Annotated in this window: 12 protein-coding genes and 1 pseudogene; 10 read left to right on the plus strand and 3 right to left on the minus strand. The window is 71.9% G+C overall.

Annotated features, from left to right (window positions below; all coding sequences use genetic code 11):
* The first annotated feature begins 78 nt into the window (after positions 1–78).
* The 5 genes from AB5J55_RS27965 to nudC all read left to right on the plus strand — a co-directional run bounded on the left by AB5J55_RS27965 (position 79) and on the right by nudC (position 10,371).
* Positions 79–486 carry an MGMT family protein gene (locus tag AB5J55_RS27965; RefSeq protein WP_369273276.1) on the plus strand — a complete coding sequence of 136 codons (408 nt, stop codon included), beginning with the start codon at positions 79–81 and terminating at the stop codon, positions 484–486.
* Positions 487–743: 257 nt separating this feature from the next.
* A complete protein-coding gene (locus tag AB5J55_RS27970) occupies positions 744–4,097 on the plus strand; it encodes an ATP-dependent helicase (RefSeq protein WP_369273277.1) in 3,354 nt (1,117 codons plus the stop codon).
* Positions 4,098–4,211: 114 nt separating this feature from the next.
* Positions 4,212–7,859, plus strand: coding sequence for a UvrD-helicase domain-containing protein (locus AB5J55_RS27975; protein WP_369273278.1), 3,648 nt, complete (start codon positions 4,212–4,214; stop codon positions 7,857–7,859).
* A gap of 10 nt (positions 7,860–7,869) precedes the next feature.
* On the plus strand, positions 7,870–9,273 hold the full coding sequence (locus tag AB5J55_RS27980) for a dipeptidase (protein WP_369273279.1): 1,404 nt from the start codon (positions 7,870–7,872) through the stop codon (positions 9,271–9,273).
* 156 nt (positions 9,274–9,429) lie between these two features.
* A complete protein-coding gene (gene nudC / locus AB5J55_RS27985; RefSeq protein ID WP_369273280.1) occupies positions 9,430–10,371 on the plus strand; it encodes an NAD(+) diphosphatase in 942 nt (313 codons plus the stop codon).
* A 65-nt stretch (positions 10,372–10,436) separates the two neighbouring features.
* Here the strand turns inward: nudC and AB5J55_RS27990 are convergent, their stop codons facing one another.
* Positions 10,437–10,679, minus strand: a complete 243-nt coding sequence (locus AB5J55_RS27990) for a mycoredoxin (RefSeq protein WP_190069482.1) — start codon at positions 10,677–10,679, stop codon at positions 10,437–10,439.
* A 185-nt stretch (positions 10,680–10,864) separates the two neighbouring features.
* Between AB5J55_RS27990 and AB5J55_RS27995 the strand changes: the two genes are divergently transcribed.
* From AB5J55_RS27995 to AB5J55_RS28015, 5 genes are all read left to right on the plus strand, one after another.
* Positions 10,865–13,060 (plus strand): ATP-dependent DNA helicase UvrD2, encoded by a 2,196-nt coding sequence (locus tag AB5J55_RS27995; protein ID WP_369273281.1) that lies wholly within the window; start codon positions 10,865–10,867, stop codon positions 13,058–13,060.
* Between the two features lie 165 nt (positions 13,061–13,225).
* Positions 13,226–13,552 (plus strand): hypothetical protein, encoded by a 327-nt coding sequence (locus AB5J55_RS28000; protein ID WP_369273282.1) that lies wholly within the window; start codon positions 13,226–13,228, stop codon positions 13,550–13,552.
* Between the two features lie 174 nt (positions 13,553–13,726).
* Positions 13,727–14,095 carry a WhiB family transcriptional regulator gene (locus AB5J55_RS28005; RefSeq protein ID WP_369273283.1) on the plus strand — a complete coding sequence of 123 codons (369 nt, stop codon included), beginning with the start codon at positions 13,727–13,729 and terminating at the stop codon, positions 14,093–14,095.
* Positions 14,092–14,415 (plus strand): hypothetical protein, encoded by a 324-nt coding sequence (locus AB5J55_RS28010; protein WP_369273284.1) that lies wholly within the window; start codon positions 14,092–14,094, stop codon positions 14,413–14,415. Before AB5J55_RS28005 ends, AB5J55_RS28010 begins: the two co-directional genes overlap by 4 nt.
* 137 nt (positions 14,416–14,552) lie before the next feature.
* On the plus strand, positions 14,553–14,762 hold the full coding sequence (locus AB5J55_RS28015) for a hypothetical protein (protein ID WP_369273285.1): 210 nt from the start codon (positions 14,553–14,555) through the stop codon (positions 14,760–14,762).
* Positions 14,763–14,768: 6 nt separating this feature from the next.
* Here AB5J55_RS28015 and AB5J55_RS28020 read toward each other — a convergent pair whose 3' ends face one another.
* Both AB5J55_RS28020 and AB5J55_RS28025 read right to left on the minus strand, forming a co-directional pair.
* Positions 14,769–16,136 carry an ABC1 kinase family protein gene (locus AB5J55_RS28020; RefSeq protein WP_369273286.1) on the minus strand — a complete coding sequence of 456 codons (1,368 nt, stop codon included), beginning with the start codon at positions 16,134–16,136 and terminating at the stop codon, positions 14,769–14,771.
* A pseudogene (locus AB5J55_RS28025) lies at positions 16,129–17,349 on the minus strand (ThiF family adenylyltransferase). The gene AB5J55_RS28020 and the pseudogene AB5J55_RS28025 overlap by 8 nt, the downstream one beginning before the upstream one ends.
* Positions 17,350–17,526 lie beyond the last annotated feature (177 nt).

Consider the following 17,526-nt stretch of genomic DNA (forward strand, 5'->3'; position numbering starts at 1 on the left):
AAGCTTCGCCTCCGGGCGAGGCACACGCACAGTGGCGAGCGCGTCACATTGTCGGTGGGGTGCGGCAGGATGGGCCGGATGAGCGAGGAGAGCCTTCCGGACGGTACCCGCCCGGAGTACGACCGGGCCCACCCGGAGCACGCGGACGCGCTGCCGGAGTACGCCGAGCGCGTCCTCGAGGTCGCCGACCTGATTCCGCCCGGACGTGTCATGACGTACGGGGACGTCGCGGAGTGGCTGGAGCAGGGTGGTCCGCGGCAGGTCGGCCGGGTGATGGCCCTCTACGGGGGCGCCGTTCCGTGGTGGCGGGTGGTCCGCGCGGACGGGGCCCTGCTGCCCGGACACGAGTTGCGGGCGCTGGAGCACTACCGCGCGGAAAGCACACCGCTGAAGGAGGCGAGCAGGGCCGCCGAGGGCCACCTGCCGCGCCTCGACATGAGACGGGCGCGCTGGGACGGCGGCGAACGCGCACAGGGTCACACCTGACAGCTTCCGCCATCGGACGGCCCGCTGTGTGACCTGTGATCCGTACGGGGGAAAGAGGGCACGCCCGTGGCATGACGTACGTTCGTGAGTCGAGGGACGCACGTGCCACGAGTGCCCGGAGGGATGAACCGGAAGCCCTGCTTCCACGCCACCCCGCGGCGTAGCGTCGGCTGCACGTGTCGCCCTCACCTCGCAGCCACCGCCCTCCACGCGGGAGAGGCGACCCACCAGCACACCCACCAGGACCGGCGAACCACGTGAGCTCCTCTTTCTCCACCAGGCGCCTGTCGCACCCCCAGGTGCGACAGGGAGCCCGTGGCGCTTACCGGCTGGTGCGTACCCCGCCGGTCCGAGTGGCTCCCCCTCGTCTTGACGCGGCACAGCGCTCCGTGGTTGACCATGCCGGCGGTCCGCTTCTCGTTCTCGCAGGTCCGGGCACCGGTAAGACCACCACGCTCGTCGAGTCGGTGGCGGAGCGCATCGCCCGCGGCTCGGACCCCGAGCGCATCCTGGTGCTGACCTTCAGCCGCAAGGCCGCCGTGGAGCTGCGCGACCGCATGGCGCTGCGCATAGGGGCGGCGCGGGCGCCCCAGGCGACCACGTTCCACTCGTTCTGCTACGCACTGGTCCGCGCCCACCAGGACAGCGATCTGTTCGTGGAGCCGCTGCGGCTGCTGTCCGGCCCGGAGCAGGACGTGGCCGTGCGGGAGCTGCTCGCGGGCCAGCCGGACCTGGAGCGGCTCGGCCTCGCACATGTGCGCTGGCCGGACGAGCTGCGCGCCTGCCTGACCACCCGTGGCTTCGCCGACGAGGTCCGCGCGGTCCTCGCCCGCAGCCGCGAACTGGGCCTCGGCCCAGACGCCCTGGACGCCTTCGCCCGCCGCATCGGCCGCCCCGACTGGCGCGCCGCGGCGTCCTTCCTCGCCGAGTACCTCGACGTGCTCGACATGCAGGGTGTGCTCGACTACGCCGAGCTCGTCCACCGCGCGGTGCTCCTCGCCCGCCGCCCCGAGGCCGCCGAGCGGCTCGCCGCGCAGTACGACGCCGTGTACGTCGACGAGTACCAGGACACCGATCCGGCCCAGGTGCGGCTGCTGCACGCCCTCGCCGGCGGCGGGCGGACCCTCGTGGCCTTCGGCGACCCCGACCAGTCGATCTACACCTTCCGGGGTGCCGACGTGAACGGCATCCTGGAGTTCCCGCACGCCTTCCCCCGCGCGGACGGCCACCCCGCGCGCGTGGAGGTCCTGCGCACCTCCCGCCGCTCCGGCGCCGCCCTGCTGGCCGCGACCCGGCTGCTGACCCAGCGCATGCCGCTGACCCGTCTGCCGGCGGAGAAGGTACGTGCCCACCGCGAGCTGGCGCCGGTCCGCGAGGGCGGCCGCGTGGAGGTCTTCACGTACCCGACTCCCGGCACCGAGCTGGACAACGTCGCCGACATCCTGCGCAGGGCGCATCTGGAGGACGGTGTTCCGTGGGGCGAGATGGCCGTGCTCGTGCGTGCCGGGGCGCGCACGATCCCGACCGTGCGCCGGGCGCTCACGGCGGCCGGAGTGCCCCTCGACATCGACGGCGACGACCTGCCGCTGAGGCATGAGCCGGCGGTGGCGCCACTGCTGACTGCACTCCGGGCGGTGGCCACGGCCGAGGCGGCCCAGGCGCCCGAGGGGGGCGTACGGCGGGGCGGCGACCCCGTCGGCGACGACTCCACGGACGAACCCGCCACCTCCTGGCTCGACACCGAGACCGCCCTGACCCTCCTCGCCTCGCCCCTCGCGGGCATGGACGCCGCCGACCTGCGCCGCCTCGGGCGGGCCCTGCGTGACGAGGAGCGGGCGGCTGGAAACCCCCTGCCGCCGCCCTCGGACGATCTGCTCGCGCGTGCGCTCGCCGAGCCGGAGCGCCTGGCGGTGCACGACCCCACGTACGCGCGTGGCGCCCAGCGCCTCGGCGCGCTGCTGCGCAAGGCCCGTGAGCGCCTCGCGGGCGGCGGTACGGCCGAGGAGGCGCTGTGGGATCTGTGGGAGGGCACACCGTGGCCCACGCGCCTGGAGCGGACCGCCCGCCGCGGCGGCGCGGCCGGCCGCAACGCCGACCGTGACCTCGACGCCGTATGCGCGCTGTTCGCGACAGCGACCCGCGCGGAGGAGCGCACCGGCGGCCGTGGCGCACTGAACTTCCTGGAGGAGATCGAGGCCGAGGACATCGCCGCAGACACCCTCACGCGGCGGGCCGTACGCCCCGACGCCGTGCGCCTGATGACCGCGCACCGCTCCAAGGGCCTCGAGTGGCGCCTGGTCGTCGTTGCGGGCGTCCAGGAGGGCCTGTGGCCGGACCTGCGCCGTCGCGGCTCCCTCCTGGAGGCCGACCGCATCGGCCGCGACGGACTAGCCGAACCCCTCACGCCGGGCGCGCTGTTGGCGGAGGAGCGCCGCCTGTTCTACGTCGCCGCCACACGCGCGCGTGAACGCCTTGTCGTCACCGCGGTGAAGGCCCCGGCGGACGACGGCGACCAGCCCTCCCGCTTCCTGACCGAACTCGGTGTGGAACCGAGGGACGTGACCGGCCGCCCACGCCGCCCGCTGTCCGTCGCCGCACTCGTCGCCGAACTCCGGGCGACAACGGTCGACCCGCGCGCGTCGGACACCCTCAGGGAGGCCGCCGCCCGCCGCCTGGCTCGGCTCGCCGCGCTCGCCGACGAGGACGGCCGCCCGCTGGTCCCCGCCGCGCACCCCTACCGCTGGTGGGGCATGTTCGACCCGACCGAGTCCAAGGTGCCGCTGCGCAACCGCGACCAGCCCGTCGTGCTCTCCGGAAGCGCCCTCGACCAGCTCGCCAACACCTGCGCCCTGCAGTGGTTCCTGGGCCGCGAGGTGAAGGCCGACGCGCCCGCGACGGTCGCCCAGGGCTTCGGCAACGTGGTGCATGTCCTCGCCGACGAGGTCGCCTCCGGACACACCCCGGCCGACCTCGCCGTCCTCATGGAGCGCCTCGACTCCGTGTGGAACGCGCTCGCGTTCGACGCGCCCTGGAAGTCGGCGCAGGAGAAGGACAACGCGCGCGTGGCGCTCGAACGCTTCCTCAAGTGGCACGTGATGGACCGCGCGGGGCGAACTCCGGTGGCGAGCGAGCACGACTTCGACGTCACCCTGGGCGCGGGTGACTTCGAGGTGCGCATCCGTGGTCAGATGGACCGCGTCGAGGCCGACGGCGAAGGGCGTGCCTACGTGGTCGACTTCAAGACCGGCAAGCAGGCCCCCAGCGCGGCCGAGGTGACCCGCCACCCGCAGCTCGCCGTCTATCAGCTCGCTGTCAGCGAGGGCGCCGTCGACGAGGCCTTCGACGGCGTACGCCCCGAGCCGGGCGGGGCCGAACTCGTCCAGCTGCGCCAGGGCGCCGCCAAGCGCGACGGCGGCGAGACGCTTCCCAAGGTGCAGGGCCAGGAGCCCCTGGAGGGCGCCGAGGGGGAGTGGGTCGGCGATCTGCTGGCCACGGCGGCCGGCAAGGTCCTGGACGAGCGGTTCACCCCCACAGCGGGTCAGCACTGCACCCACTGCGCGTTCCGGGCGTCGTGCAGCGCGCGGCCCGAGGGACGGCACGTGATCGAGTAACGCACCGTCAGTAACCGGAGTGACCGATCGCACCACCCGTGCTGACCTGCGCTTCTTCCGGCCCGCAAGGTGATCCGGCATCGACTGTCAGTGCCCGCCGCTAGCCTCTCTGAGGTGTCCGCCCGTATCACCGATCCCGAGCAGCTCAAAGAGCTCCTCGGCATCCCGTTCACTCCGGAGCAGACGGCGTGCATCACCGCGCCGCCCGCCCCGCAGGTCATCGTGGCCGGAGCCGGATCGGGCAAGACGACGGTGATGGCGGCACGCGTGGTGTGGCTGGTCGGCACCGGCCAGGTCGCCCCCGAACAGGTCCTCGGCCTGACCTTCACCAACAAGGCCGCCGGTGAACTCGCCGAGCGTGTCCGCAAGGCGCTCATCAAGGCCGGCGTCACCGACCCCGACGTCATCGACCCGGACAACCCGCCGGGCGAGCCCGTGATCTCGACGTACCACGCCTTCGCCGGCCGCCTGCTGACCGACCACGGCCTGCGCATCGGTCTCGAACCGACGTCCCGCCTGCTCGCCGACGCCACCCGCTACCAACTCGCCGCGCGCGTGCTGCGCGAGGCCCCGGGCCCGTACCCGGCACTCACCCGCTCCTTCGCCGACCTGGTCAGCGACCTCCTCACCCTCGACGCCGAACTCGCCGAGCACCTCGTACGGCCCGAGGCCCTGCGCGCGTACGACGCCGGGCTGCTGCTCACCCTGCAAGGCGCCAAGCTCACCAACGCCGATCTGCGCAAGGTCCCCGAGGCGGCCGCGGCCCGCCGGGAACTCGCCGACCTCGTGCGCCGCTACCGCGCGGCCAAGAGGGAGCGGGACCTGCTCGACTTCGGTGACCAGATCGCCCTGTCGGCGCAGCTGGCCGGGATCCCCGAGGTGGGCCCCATCCTGCGCGACGAGTTCCGTGTGGTCCTCCTGGACGAGTACCAGGACACGTCCGTCGCCCAACGCGTCCTCCTGGCGGGCCTGTTCGGGGGCGGCACCGGCCACCCGGTGACCGCCGTCGGCGACCCCTGCCAGGCGATCTACGGCTGGCGCGGCGCCTCCGTCGCCAACCTCGACGACTTCCCCGAGCACTTCGCGCACGCAGACGGCCGCCCCGCCGCCCGCCAGGCGCTCAGCGAGAACCGCCGCAGCGGCGGCCGCCTCCTCGACCTCGCCAACGGCCTCGCCGAGCCCCTGCGGGCCATGCACGCGGGCGTGGAGGCCCTCCGCCCGGCCCCGGGCGCCGAGCGTGACGGCACGGTCCGCTGCGCCCTCCTGCCGACCCATGCCGAGGAGATCGACTGGATCGCCGACTCCGTCGCGCATCTCGTGCGCACCGGCAAGGAACCCGGCGAGATCGCCGTCCTGTGCCGCACGGCGACCGACTTCGCCGAGATCCAGGCCGCGCTCGTCGCCCGGGACATCCCCGTCGAGGTGGTCGGTCTGTCCGGGCTGCTCCACCTGCCCGAAATCGCCGACCTGGTCGCCGTCTGCGAGGTCCTCCAGGACCCCGGCGCCAATGCCGCCCTGGTCCGCCTCCTCACCGGCCCGCGCTGGCGCATCGGCCCGCGCGACCTCGCCCTCCTGGGGCGCCGCGCACGGCGGTTGGTGTCCCACGCGCGCGTGGACGGCGACGACGACCCGGACCGCCGCCTCGCCGAGGCCGTCGAAGGGGTCGATCCCGCCGAGGTCATCTCGCTCGCGGACGCCCTCGACACGTTCCTCGAGACGCCGATGGACGGCGACGGTGACGGGCTGCCCTTCTCGCCGGACGCGCGCGTGCGGTTCGCGCGCCTGGCCACCGAACTGCGCGACCTGCGCCGCTCCCTGTCCGACCCGCTGATGGACGTCCTCCACCGCGTCCTCGCGGTCACCGGCCTGGAAGTGGAGCTGTCGGCGTCCCCGCACGCGCTGGCCGCCCGCCGCCGCGAGACCCTGTCCAACTTCCTCGACATCGCCGCCTCCTTCGCGGCCGGCGACAACGAGGCGTCCCTGCTCGCCTTCCTGGGCTTCCTGCGCACCGCAGCCCAGTACGAGAAGGGGCTCGACAACGCCCTCCCGGGCGGCGAGAACACCGTCAAGGTGCTCACCGCGCACAAGTCCAAGGGACTGGAGTGGGACGTCGTCGCCGTCCCCGGACTGGTCACGGGAACCTTCCCCAGCACCCAGGGCCGCGAGAAGTGGACCGCGCAGGGCAAGGTCCTCCCGCACGAGCTGCGCGGCGACACCGACACGCTCCCGGACGTCGCCTCCTGGGACTCCCGCGGCCTGAAGGCCTTCCACGAGGCCATGAAGGACCACCAGCACACCGAGGAACTCCGCCTCGGCTACGTCACCTTCACCCGCCCCCGCTCCCTGCTCCTCGGCTCCGGCCACTGGTGGGGCCCCACCCAGAAGAAGCCCCGCGGACCCTCCGACTTCCTGCAGGCCCTGTACGACCACTGCGCGGCCGGGTACGGCGAGATCGAGGCCTGGGCCGACGAGCCGGGCGACGGCGAGGAGAATCCGGCCCTGCACCGGGAGAACGCCGACCAGCTGTGGCCCCTGCCTCTCGACGAGACGGCCCTGGCCCGACGCCGGGCCGCGGCCGAGACGGTCCTGGCCCACCTGGAGACCCTCACCGCCCAAGAGGACGGCCACCCGGCTGTCATGCACGACCCGGACACGTACGACGATCCGGACTGGCCTCCGCCGCCGGACGACGACGCGTTCGCGGACCATTTGCCCGACGAGGACGATCCTTTCGCCGACGAGACCTTCGGGGACGAGTCCATCGAGGACGAGTCCTTCGCCGACGAGTCCTTTGTGGACGGATCCCGCCGAGACGGATCTCTCACGGACGGGCCCCCCGGTGACAAGCGCTTCGCGGACGACCACGACGAGTCCTTCGCCGGCGACCAGCCGTCCGAGGCGGACCCCGGCGACTGGGACTCCTGGCGCACCGGCCGCCCGACCATCCCGCACCAGGCGACCTCCCCGGAGCCCCCTGCCGGACCGCCCGCACCCCGCCACCGGACGGAACCGGAACCGCTCACCCCCGAGGAGACCCGCACCCTCGCTTCCTGGGACCGCGACCTCGACGCCCTCACCGGAGAGCTCCTGCGCGCCCGCGCGAGCGTCACCGACGTGCCTCTGCCCGCGTCGTTGACCGCGTCCCAGCTGATGCGGCTGGCCGCCGACCCGGAAGGGTTCGCGCAGGAGCTCGCGCGCCCGATGCCGCGTCCTCCACAACCTGCCGCGCGCCGCGGCACCCGATTCCACGCCTGGGTCGAGGCCCGCTTCGAAGAGCTCACACTGCCGATGCTGGAGCCGGACGACCTGCCCGGCAGCGAGGCCGAGATCGCCGACGAGCGCGACCTGGAGGCCCTCAAGGACGCCTTCGAGCGCACCGAGTACGCGCACCGGACGCCGTACCGGGTCGAGGCCCCTTTCCAGCTCGCGATCGCGGGCCGCGTCGTGAGGGGCCGTATCGACGCCGTCTACAAGGAGGGCGACGGCGACGGGGCGACGTACGAGATCGTCGACTGGAAGACCAACCGGACCCGCACCGCCGACCCGCTCCAGCTGGCCCTGTACCGGCTCGCCTGGGCCGAGCAGGAGGGCGTGCCGCTGGGATCGGTCAACGCCTCGTTCCTTTACGTCCGCAGCGGCGAGGTCGTACGACCGGACGACCTGCCGGACCGGACGGCACTGGAGCGGTTGCTGACCGAGGACCCGGTCACGGAGGCGGAGTGTGAGGAACCGCCCACCGAGGATGTCGGTGCGGGCCGATAGGCTCGTGACCATGAGCCAGACCCCGGACAGCGCTGTCCGCACGTACATCGAGCAGCACCGCGCCGCCTTCCTCGACGACCTCGCCGAGTGGCTGCGCATACCGTCCGTGTCGGCCCAGCCCGACCACGCGCCCGACGTACACCGCAGCGCCGACTGGCTCGCCGCCAAGTTCAAGGAGACCGGCTTCCCGACCGCCGAGGTCTGGCCGACGGCGGGCGCGCCGGCCGTCTTCGCCGAGTGGCCCTCCGACGATCCCAAGGCGCCCACGGTCCTCGTCTACGGCCACCATGACGTGCAGCCCGCCGCCCTCGAGGACGGCTGGGACAGCGAGCCCTTCGAGCCCGTCGTCCGCGAAAGGCGCCTCTACGCGCGCGGGGCCGCCGACGACAAGGGCCAGGTGTTCTTCCACACACTCGGCGTCCGCGCCCACCTCGCGACCACGGGCCGCACCACCCCGGCCGTGCACTTGAAGCTGCTGATCGAGGGCGAGGAGGAGTCCGGCTCCCCGCACTTCCGCGCTCTCGTCGAGGAGAACGCCCAGCGGCTCGCGGCCGACGCCGTGATCGTGTCCGACACCGGCATGTGGTCCGAGGACACCCCCACCGTGTGCACCGGCATGCGCGGCCTGGCCGAGTGCGAGATCCGGCTGTACGGCCCCGACCAGGACATCCACTCCGGCTCCTTCGGCGGCGCCGTCCCCAACCCGGCGACGGCGGCCGCCCGCCTGGTCGCCGCCCTGCACGACGAGCACGCACGCGTGGCGATCCCCGGCTTCTACGACGGCATCGTCGAACTGACCGACCGCGAGCGCGAACTCTTCGCCGAGCTGCCCTTCGACGAGCAGCAGTGGCTGCGCACCGCCAAGTCGTACGCCACCCAGGGCGAGGCCGAGCACACCACCCTGGAGCGTGTCTGGGCCCGCCCCACCGCCGAGGTCAACGGCATCGGCGGCGGCTACCAGGGTCCCGGCAGCAAGACGATCATCCCGTCCTCCGCCATGGTGAAGCTCTCCTTCCGGCTGGTCGCGGGACAGGAGCCCGACCACATCGAGAAGGCCGTCCGCGCGTGGGCCGACACTCAGGTGCCCGCCGGTATCCGCTGCGAGATCACGTTCAGCGGGGCCACGCGTCCGTGCCTGACGCCGCTGGGCCATCCCGCCCTGCAGTCCGTAGTACGCGCCATGAGCCGCGCCTTCGAGGGCCCGGTGCGCTTCACCCGCGAAGGCGGCTCGGGCCCCGCCGCCGACCTCCAGGACGTCCTCGGCGCACCCGTGCTCTTCCTGGGCATCTCCGTCCCCTCCGACGGCTGGCACGCCCCGAACGAGAAGGTCGAGCTCGACCTGCTGCTCAAAGGCGTCGAGACCACCGCCTACCTGTGGGGCGACCTGGCCGCGAACTGGCGTCATGCGCCCTGACCCGCCTTGGCCGTCCGGACGGGCATCGCGCGCGGGGCACACTGAAACAGCCGTCCCGCACCGCCGAGCCCCGATGGACCCGGTCGCCTCCCGTCGCACGTCCCGCCGATCCACCCGCCGAAGCACACCGTTCCACTGGGGGAGTTGGAAGCACCCGTGACCACTTCGACCGACCACACCGCCGACCGCCCCATCTCGCTCACCGCATCGAGCGGCATCGACCGCGCCGCCCACCACCGGCTCGACGAGGCCTGGCTCGCGGCGGCATGGAGCCACCCCACGACCCGCTGCTTCGTGGTCTCCGGTGGTCAGGTCCTCGTCGACGAGACGGCGGACGGGCGCACCGAACTCGTCATGACCCCCTCCTTCGAGGCCCCTCTCACCGAGGCGCACCGCTACTTCCTGGGCATCGACGAGGACGGCGTCAGCTACTTCGCCCTCCAGAAGGACGCGCTGCCCGGCCGTATCGACCAGTCCGCCCGTCCGGCCGGCCTGCGCGAGGCGGGCCTGCTGCTGTCGCCGCGCGACGCCGGCCTGATGGTGCACGCCGTCGGCCTGGAGAACTGGCAGCGCACCCACCGCTTCTGCTCCCGCTGCGGCGAGCGCACCGTGATCGCCGCGGCCGGCCACATCCGCCGCTGCCCCGCCTGCGGCGCCGAGCACTACCCGCGCACCGACCCCGCAGTGATCATGGCCGTCACCGACGAGGACGACCGCATCCTGCTCGGCCGCCAGGTCCACTGGCCCGAGGGCCGCTTCTCGACGCTCGCCGGATTCGTCGAGCCAGGCGAGTCCATCGAGCAGACGGTGCGCCGTGAGGTCTACGAGGAGGCAGGTGTCAGCGTCGGCCAGGTCGAGTACGTCGCCAGCCAGCCCTGGCCCTTCCCGTCCAGCCTCATGCTGGGCTTCATGGCCCGCGCCACCTCCACCGAGGTCAACGTCGACGGCGACGAGATCCACGAGGCCCGCTGGTTCTCACGCGAGGAACTGCGCGCAGCCTTCGAGTCCGGCGAGGTCATGCCGCCGTACGGCATCTCGATCGCGGCCCGTCTGATCGAGCTCTGGTACGGCAAGCCGCTGCCGACCCGCAGCGTCTGAGCGCAAAGAGAGGGTGGCCTCCCCCCGGGGCGGCCACCCTCTCTTTACGCTTCGATGCGCTCCGGTCACACGCCGATCTTCTGCTTCACCTGAGCCAGCGACGGGTTCGTCAGCGTCGAACCATCCCCGAACAGCACGGTAGGCACCGTCTGATTCCCGCCATTCGCCTTCTCGACGAACGCCGCGGACTCCGGGTCCTGCTCGATGTTGATCTCGGTGTACGCGATGCCCTCACGTTCCAGCTGCTTCTTCAGCCGCTGGCAGTAGCCGCACCACGTGGTGCTGTACATCGTCACAGTGCCCTGCATGTCTCGCGCGCTCCTCTGATGGCTCGGGGAAACAGGTCGTCCGATGAGGGAACGTACGCGACAGTGGCGCCATTCCCGCCCGGGGTATGCCCGGGCACGTGACGCCTGCCGCATTGGTACGACTAACAGTGCCTGCCTGTGGACAACCGGCACAGCCGTCTCCGGCGACCTGGCAGCATGGCCGTGTGACAGCAGCAACGCACTCCACCCTCTTCCCGCAGGTACCGGACTCTGCCGACGCGGTGCTCGAAGGGCTCGACCCCGAGCAGCGCGAGGTGGCCACCGCCCTGCACGGACCGGTGTGCGTGCTCGCGGGCGCCGGCACGGGCAAGACCCGGGCGATCACCCACCGCATCGCCTACGGGGTGCGTGCCGGAATCCTCCAGCCCTCCAGCGTGCTCGCCGTCACCTTCACCAACCGGGCCGCCGGAGAGATGCGCGGCCGACTGCGTCAGCTCGGCGCCGCCGGGGTGCAGGCGCGTACGTTCCACTCGGCCGCCCTGCGCCAGCTCCAGTACTTCTGGCCGAAAGCGGTCGGCGGCTCCATGCCGCGGCTCGTCGACCGCAAGATCCAGCTCGTCGCCGACGCGGCCGCCGCCTGTCGCATCCGCCTCGACCGCAACGAGCTGCGGGACGTCACCGCCGAGATCGAGTGGTCCAAGGTCACCCGGACCGTCCCCGCCGACTATCCGCCCGCCATCGCCAAGGCAGGCCGCGACGCCCCCCGAGACCCGGCCGAGATCGCCCAGATCTACAACGTCTACGAGGACCTCAAGCGGGATCGCTCGGTCATCGACTTCGAGGACGTCCTGCTGCTCACCGTCGGCATCCTCCAGGACCGGCACGACATCGCCGACCAGGTCCGCTCCCAGTACCAGCACTTCGTGGTCGACGAGTACCAGGACGTCAGCCCGCTCCAGCAGCGCCTGCTGGAGCTGTGGCTCGGCGACCGCGACAACCTGTGTGTGGTCGGCGATGCCAGCCAGACGATCTATTCGTTCACGGGAGCAACTCCCGACCATCTGCTCGACTTCCGTACCCGTCACCCCGGCGCCACCCTCGTCAAGCTGGTCCGCGACTACCGCTCCACCCCCCAGGTCGTCCACCTCGCCAACGGTGTGCTCGCCCAGGCCCGGGGCCGCGCCGCCGACCACCGCCTGGAACTGGTCTCCCAGCGCGACCCGGGTCCCGAGCCGGTGTACACGGAGTACACCGACGAGCCCGCCGAGGCCGAGGGCGCCGCCCGCCGCATCCGGGAACTCATGGACTCCGGAGTTGCGGCCGGCGAGATCGCCATCCTGTTCCGTACGAACTCTCAGTCCGAGACCTACGAGCAGGCCCTCGCCGACGCGGGCGTCCCCTACCAGCTGCGGGGTGCCGAGCGGTTCTTCGACCGTCCCGAGGTGCGCAAGGCGGGCATCGCCCTGCGCGGCGCGGCCCGCTTCGGCGGCAACGACTCGCTTCTCGACGACGCCGTCGACCTGCCCTCGCAGGTGCGGGCCGTGCTGTCGGGCGAGGGCTGGACGACCGAGCCACCCGCCGGTTCCGGCGCCGTCAGAGAGCGCTGGGAGTCGCTGGCCGCCTTGGTGAACCTCGCCCACGACTTCGCCGCCGCCAAACCCGGCGCCACCCTCGCCGACCTCGTCGCGGAGCTCGACGAGCGGGCGAACGCCCAGCACGCCCCGACCGTCCAGGGCGTCACCCTCGCCTCCCTCCACTCGGCCAAGGGTCTGGAGTGGGACGTCGTCTTCCTGGTCGGCGTCGCCGAGGGCATGATGCCGATCACCTACGCAAAGACGGACGAGCAGATCGAGGAGGAACGCCGGCTCCTCTATGTCGGTGTCACCCGCGCCAGGCTGCACCTCCATGTCTCCTGGGCGCTCACCCGCGCACCCGGCGGCCGCCCGAACCGCCGCCCCAGCCGCTTCCTCGACGGACTGCGCCCCGGCTCGGTCGCCACCGCAGGACGCACCGCCGCCGTCGGTTCCGGAGGCGTCGAGCGCGGCTTCACGAGCAGGCCGGACGCCGCCCCGAGACGCATCCAGCGCTCCCCGGCCCGCTGCCGTGTCTGCGGGCGCACCCTCACCGACGCCGGCGAGATGAAGCTGATGCGCTGCGAGGGCTGTCCCTCGGACATGGACGAGGGCCTCTACGAACGACTCCGTGAGTGGCGTGCGATCCAGGCCCGGCTCAGCGGGCAGCCGGACTTCTGCGTCTTCACGGACCGGACCCTGATGGCCATCGCAGAGGCGGAGCCGGCCAGTCCGGTTGAGCTGTCCCGTATCTCCGGCGTCCTCAAGCGGAAGCTGGAGCGCTACGGAGCCGATGTGCTGGCCATCTGTGCAGGCCAGGAGGTTGGGGAGGACTCCGACGGGGAATGACACGAACTCGTCGAAAAAATAGTTTGCGCATGCCCCAGCAATCCCCATAGGTTCTTAGCCACGGGAACGGAGGCCTTCTCGGAGGCCCCAATTCCGTGTTCTACTTGCATACCCGTCGGACTGGTTCACCCCAGTCCCCCTAGACGCCGAGAGGAGGCGAGTCCAGTGATCAGCATCAACACCAGCTCCATCAGCACCGTGAAAATGACCGATCGCTCGGTCGTCGCTTCCCTGTGCATGCTCGGCGTCTCGAACCAGGGCACCGGTCTGTCCGGCATCCGTGCCGCGCGTCCGGCGTCCGCCCTGTCTCTCGCGGGTCTCCCTGTCCGCGAGGGCAATGAGCGACCGACCAAGGCACTGGAAGCGGCAGTAGTGGCACAGGCCAAGGCCTATGCCTTTACGGCGACCGGTGCCGGATTCCGGAAGCAGACGAAGCACCACCACCTGATGTGGGCCTTCCGTGGGCCAGAACCCTGGAGTGATCCAGCCTGATCGTCGATCAGGCCGGCGCCTTCAGGGCCGCGGAACCCCATCCGGGATCCGCGGCCCTTCTGTTTGTCCCCCACCAGGGATGACGGAGCGAAGGGGCCTCGGGACAAGAAAGACCCGGTACCAGCCGCCACCCGGCCCAACAGGGCCGGAACGACCAGACGAGGAAGACGAACCGTGCAACTCGAAGCGCACGCCCCGTCCGTACCGCCTTCAGACGTGATCCCCAAGCCCGGCCTCACGGAGGACCCCACCTTGACCCCGCTCACTGCGCTCACCGCGCTCGACGACGCCATCGAGAACCTCGGCGTGCCCGTCCCCTGCCGTTCCTACGACCCGGAGGTCTTCTTCGCCGAGTCGCCGGCGGACGTCGAGTACGCCAAGTCCCTCTGCCGCACCTGCCCGCTGATGGAGGCCTGCCTCGCCGGCGCCAAGGAGCGGCGTGAGCCCTGGGGCGTCTGGGGTGGCGAGCTGTTCGTCCAGGGTGTTGTCGTCGCCCGGAAGCGGCCGCGTGGTCGCCCGCGCAAGAACCCGGTCACGGCATGAACACCGTAGGAACAATCGACCGTCCCTTCACGCACGACCCCCAGAAGCAGGCCCCGATGAAGCCGTCCACCCACGAGCTCGCAGGCTCCGCGCCTGAAGACTTCACCACCAGTGGCGCGAACGACTCGCGTCAGAACAGGAACCGAGAGATGCAACTCATCCAAGAAGCCCTGGCCCGTGCGCATATGCACGAGCGCCGGTACGTGGCCGAGCAGGAACGCCGGGCCGTGCGCCTGGCGACCGCTCGCCGCATGCAGCGCCGGGCCGAACGGGCCTCGCTGCGTGCCCGCCGCGCGCTCGCCATGGCGGTCATGCAGTAACCGACTCCACCGCCAGACGGTGGCCTCCCGACCCGGGAGGCGGTAGTCCCCGCGGGGGCCGGTTCCGTGTGAACGGGACCGGCCCCCGCAGTGCGTTGTGACCGCCGATCAGCGGGCGGCGGCGATATCGTCGCGGAGTGACGAGTCTTCCCGGAGGCAGTGACAACGGCGGTTCCGCCATGGAGCCCCAGCCCCTTGTGTGCGCCCGCTGCGGCACCCGGGCCGAGGCCTCGCAACCCACCTGGACGTGCTCCGTGGAGAACGGCACCCGCCGCTACTTCTGCGACACCTGCTCCCGGGAGAACCTCAGAGCGATCGAGGGACGGCTGGACTCGGCCTGGTGGTAGAGCCGCTCACGCCTCCGCCGCCGACTCCTCCTCGTCCGGTTCCTCCGGCACGAATCCGGGCAGCCAGTCCTCCAACTCCTCACGCAGTCGCACCGTCGCTCCCAATTGGCACAGCACGCCGATGGTGCTCAACGTCACCCGATGGATGAGGAGATACGCCGGGGGCAGGTTGAGCTGCTTGGCCAGCTGGTAGGCGGGCGAGCGGGGATCTGCCACACGACCGGCCTGACTGCGCATCCAGCCGCGGGTGAAGGTGAACTCCTCGACCTGAGCCGGTTCGATGATCGGCAGCAGATAGTCGAGGACGGCGTTCGGATCGAGGTCGATCGACTCCTTGACGAAGCCCTCGGCGCAGAGGAGTTCGTAGACCGCCTCCGCCTCGCCGTCCAGGGTCATGCGCAGGGAGTCGCCGATGGGGGTCGGCAGACCGCCCGGGAGCCGGTCGACCGTGCCGAAGTCCAGCACACCCAGCCGCCAGTCGTCCTCACCCTCCGGGCCGCCCGGCAGGAGGCGGAAGTTCCCCGGGTGCGGGTCGGCGTGCAGGAGCCCGGTGCGGGCCGGGCCGGAGAAGAGGAAGCGGGCCAGGAGCTGACCGGCGCGGTCGCGCTGCTCCTCGGTGCCGTCGGAGATCACCTCCGAGAGCGGGACACCGTCGATCCACTCCGTGACCAGGACCTGCTCGCACTGGTGCACCACCGCGGGGACGACGACATCCGGATCGTCGGCGAACTCCTCGGCGTGGGCCTGCTGGGCCTGCGCCTCCAAGCCGTAGTCCAGTTCCTCGGAGACCCGGTCCTTCAGCTCCGCGATCAGAGGCTTGATGTCCATGCCCGGAATCAGCGGGCCCAAGAGTCGGGCGAAACGGCTCAGTTGGTTCAGATCGGACAGCAGGGCCTCGCCGGCTCCCGGGTACTGCACCTTGACGGCCACCTCGCGGCCGTCGTGCCACACACCCCGGTGAACCTGGCCGATCGAGGCCGCGGCGGCGGGCTTGTCCTCGAACTCCAGGAACAGCTCCTGCCAGTCGTCACCGAGCCGCTCCGCCAGCACCGAGTGCACGGTGCGCGTCGGCATCGGGGGCGCGGCCTCCTGCAGCTTGGTGAGCGCGGCGCGGTATGGGCCGGCGATCTCCTCGGGCAGGGCCGACTCGAAGACGGACAGAGCCTGCCCGAACTTCATCGCGCCGCCCTTGAGCTCGCCGAGCACCTTGAACATCTGCTCGGCGGTGCGCTGCTGCAGCTCGCGGCCGACGATCTCCGCGGACTCGCCGACGATCCGCTTGCCCAGTCCCCAGGTCGCCCGTCCGGCGAAGCCGAGCGGGAGCGCGGCGAGCTTGGCGGTACGGGTGACCGCCTTGCGGGGAAGATCAGACATGCGCCCTCCAGGTACCAGCCGACCGCTCCGAGTCTGCCGCACGGCGTGACTCCTTCGGCGGCCGTTGCTCCGTCATTGTCTCGCGCTACTGCTCGTCCTCGGAGGGGTGTTCTCCCTCACCTTTCTCCGTGGCGCCGCACGCGCATGCGTGGTGCGCCCACACCGGCCGTGCGTGCCAGCTCAGAACGGGTAGGGACACCTCCCAGCGTGCACCGGCGCTCGACGGAATCCGTCCATCCAGAAAGGCTAGGGCGTGTGCGGCCGTCAGTCCGGCGACCGTGGTGGCCAGCGCGAGATCGCAAGCGCGTACGTCGCGTGTCCGTACCGTGCCGGAGCGCCACTGCGCGACCAGGCGGGGCCAGGCAGGGTCCCGCTCGGCGCGCCCCTCGTGGAGACAGCCGGCGCAGGCCGTCTCACCGGGCAGGACCAGCGGGCCGACCACGCCGGTGCCCTCCACCACGCCGGCGTACAGATGGGGCGTACCGGAAGCGATGAGGGGTTCGGCGGCGGACGGGGAGGGGGCGTGCACAGCTACGTCGTCCCGGGGCGCGATGATCACCAGGGAGTGGCCGGCGCTGTCCTGCCCCAGAGGTGACTCGGAGCTCCGGCGCGGTGGCCGGTCCGGTGCGCAGCGGCGTGCGGCCCGCCGGGCGGCCTCGTCCCTGCGGTCGCCGACCGCCTCCGCGGGCAGCCCGCCCGGTGCGACGTCCCATGGCTCGACCCGGCCCACGTCGCGCACGTCGACCTCGCCCACCCCCGCGCCCGAGAGCAGCGAGGCCACCATGGAGCCGACCCGCCCGGCGCCCCTCACCTGTACGCGCAGTGAGCGGCGGGCGGCCAGGCGGCCGATCGCCTCGCCCGGCTCGGACGTGGTCAGAGACAGGGAGGCCAGGTCGGGGCGCAGCCGGTCCAGGGCATCCTCCTTGCGCCGCAGGGCGTCGCCGGCCGGACCGCCTCCCTTCGCGTCGTCGAGGAGCCCCGCCCGTGCCAGCCGGCGCACCAGCCCGTCGACATGGCCGTCCGGCAGGTCCATGCGGCGGCCCTCTTCACGCAGCAGCTCCAGCCCGCGCGTGCCGTTGAGCAGATCGAGGAAACTGCCTGTCGCGGTGTCCATCGGACCCAGCGTCAGAGCGTGCGCCGGAGTCATCCCGAACTGCACCGTGTTGAGATCCCGCCAGCCACGCTTGAGCGCGGGCTTCAACAGCGGCGCCAGCAAAGCCGATGGAGCCGGCGGTGCCGGTGAAGTCGGCGTGGTCGATGTAATCGACGGAACCGTCGAATCTCCTGAAACAGCCGAAACCGTCGCTTGCATGAACAGGCCCCCGTAGCCGTCGTTGAACGTCCCCGTGTGCCGGTGGAGCTCGGTCGCAGCCCCGCCGGTGACAGCCAG

The organism is Streptomyces sp. R11 (genome assembly GCF_041051905.1).
Lineage (GTDB): Bacteria > Actinomycetota > Actinomycetes > Streptomycetales > Streptomycetaceae > Streptomyces.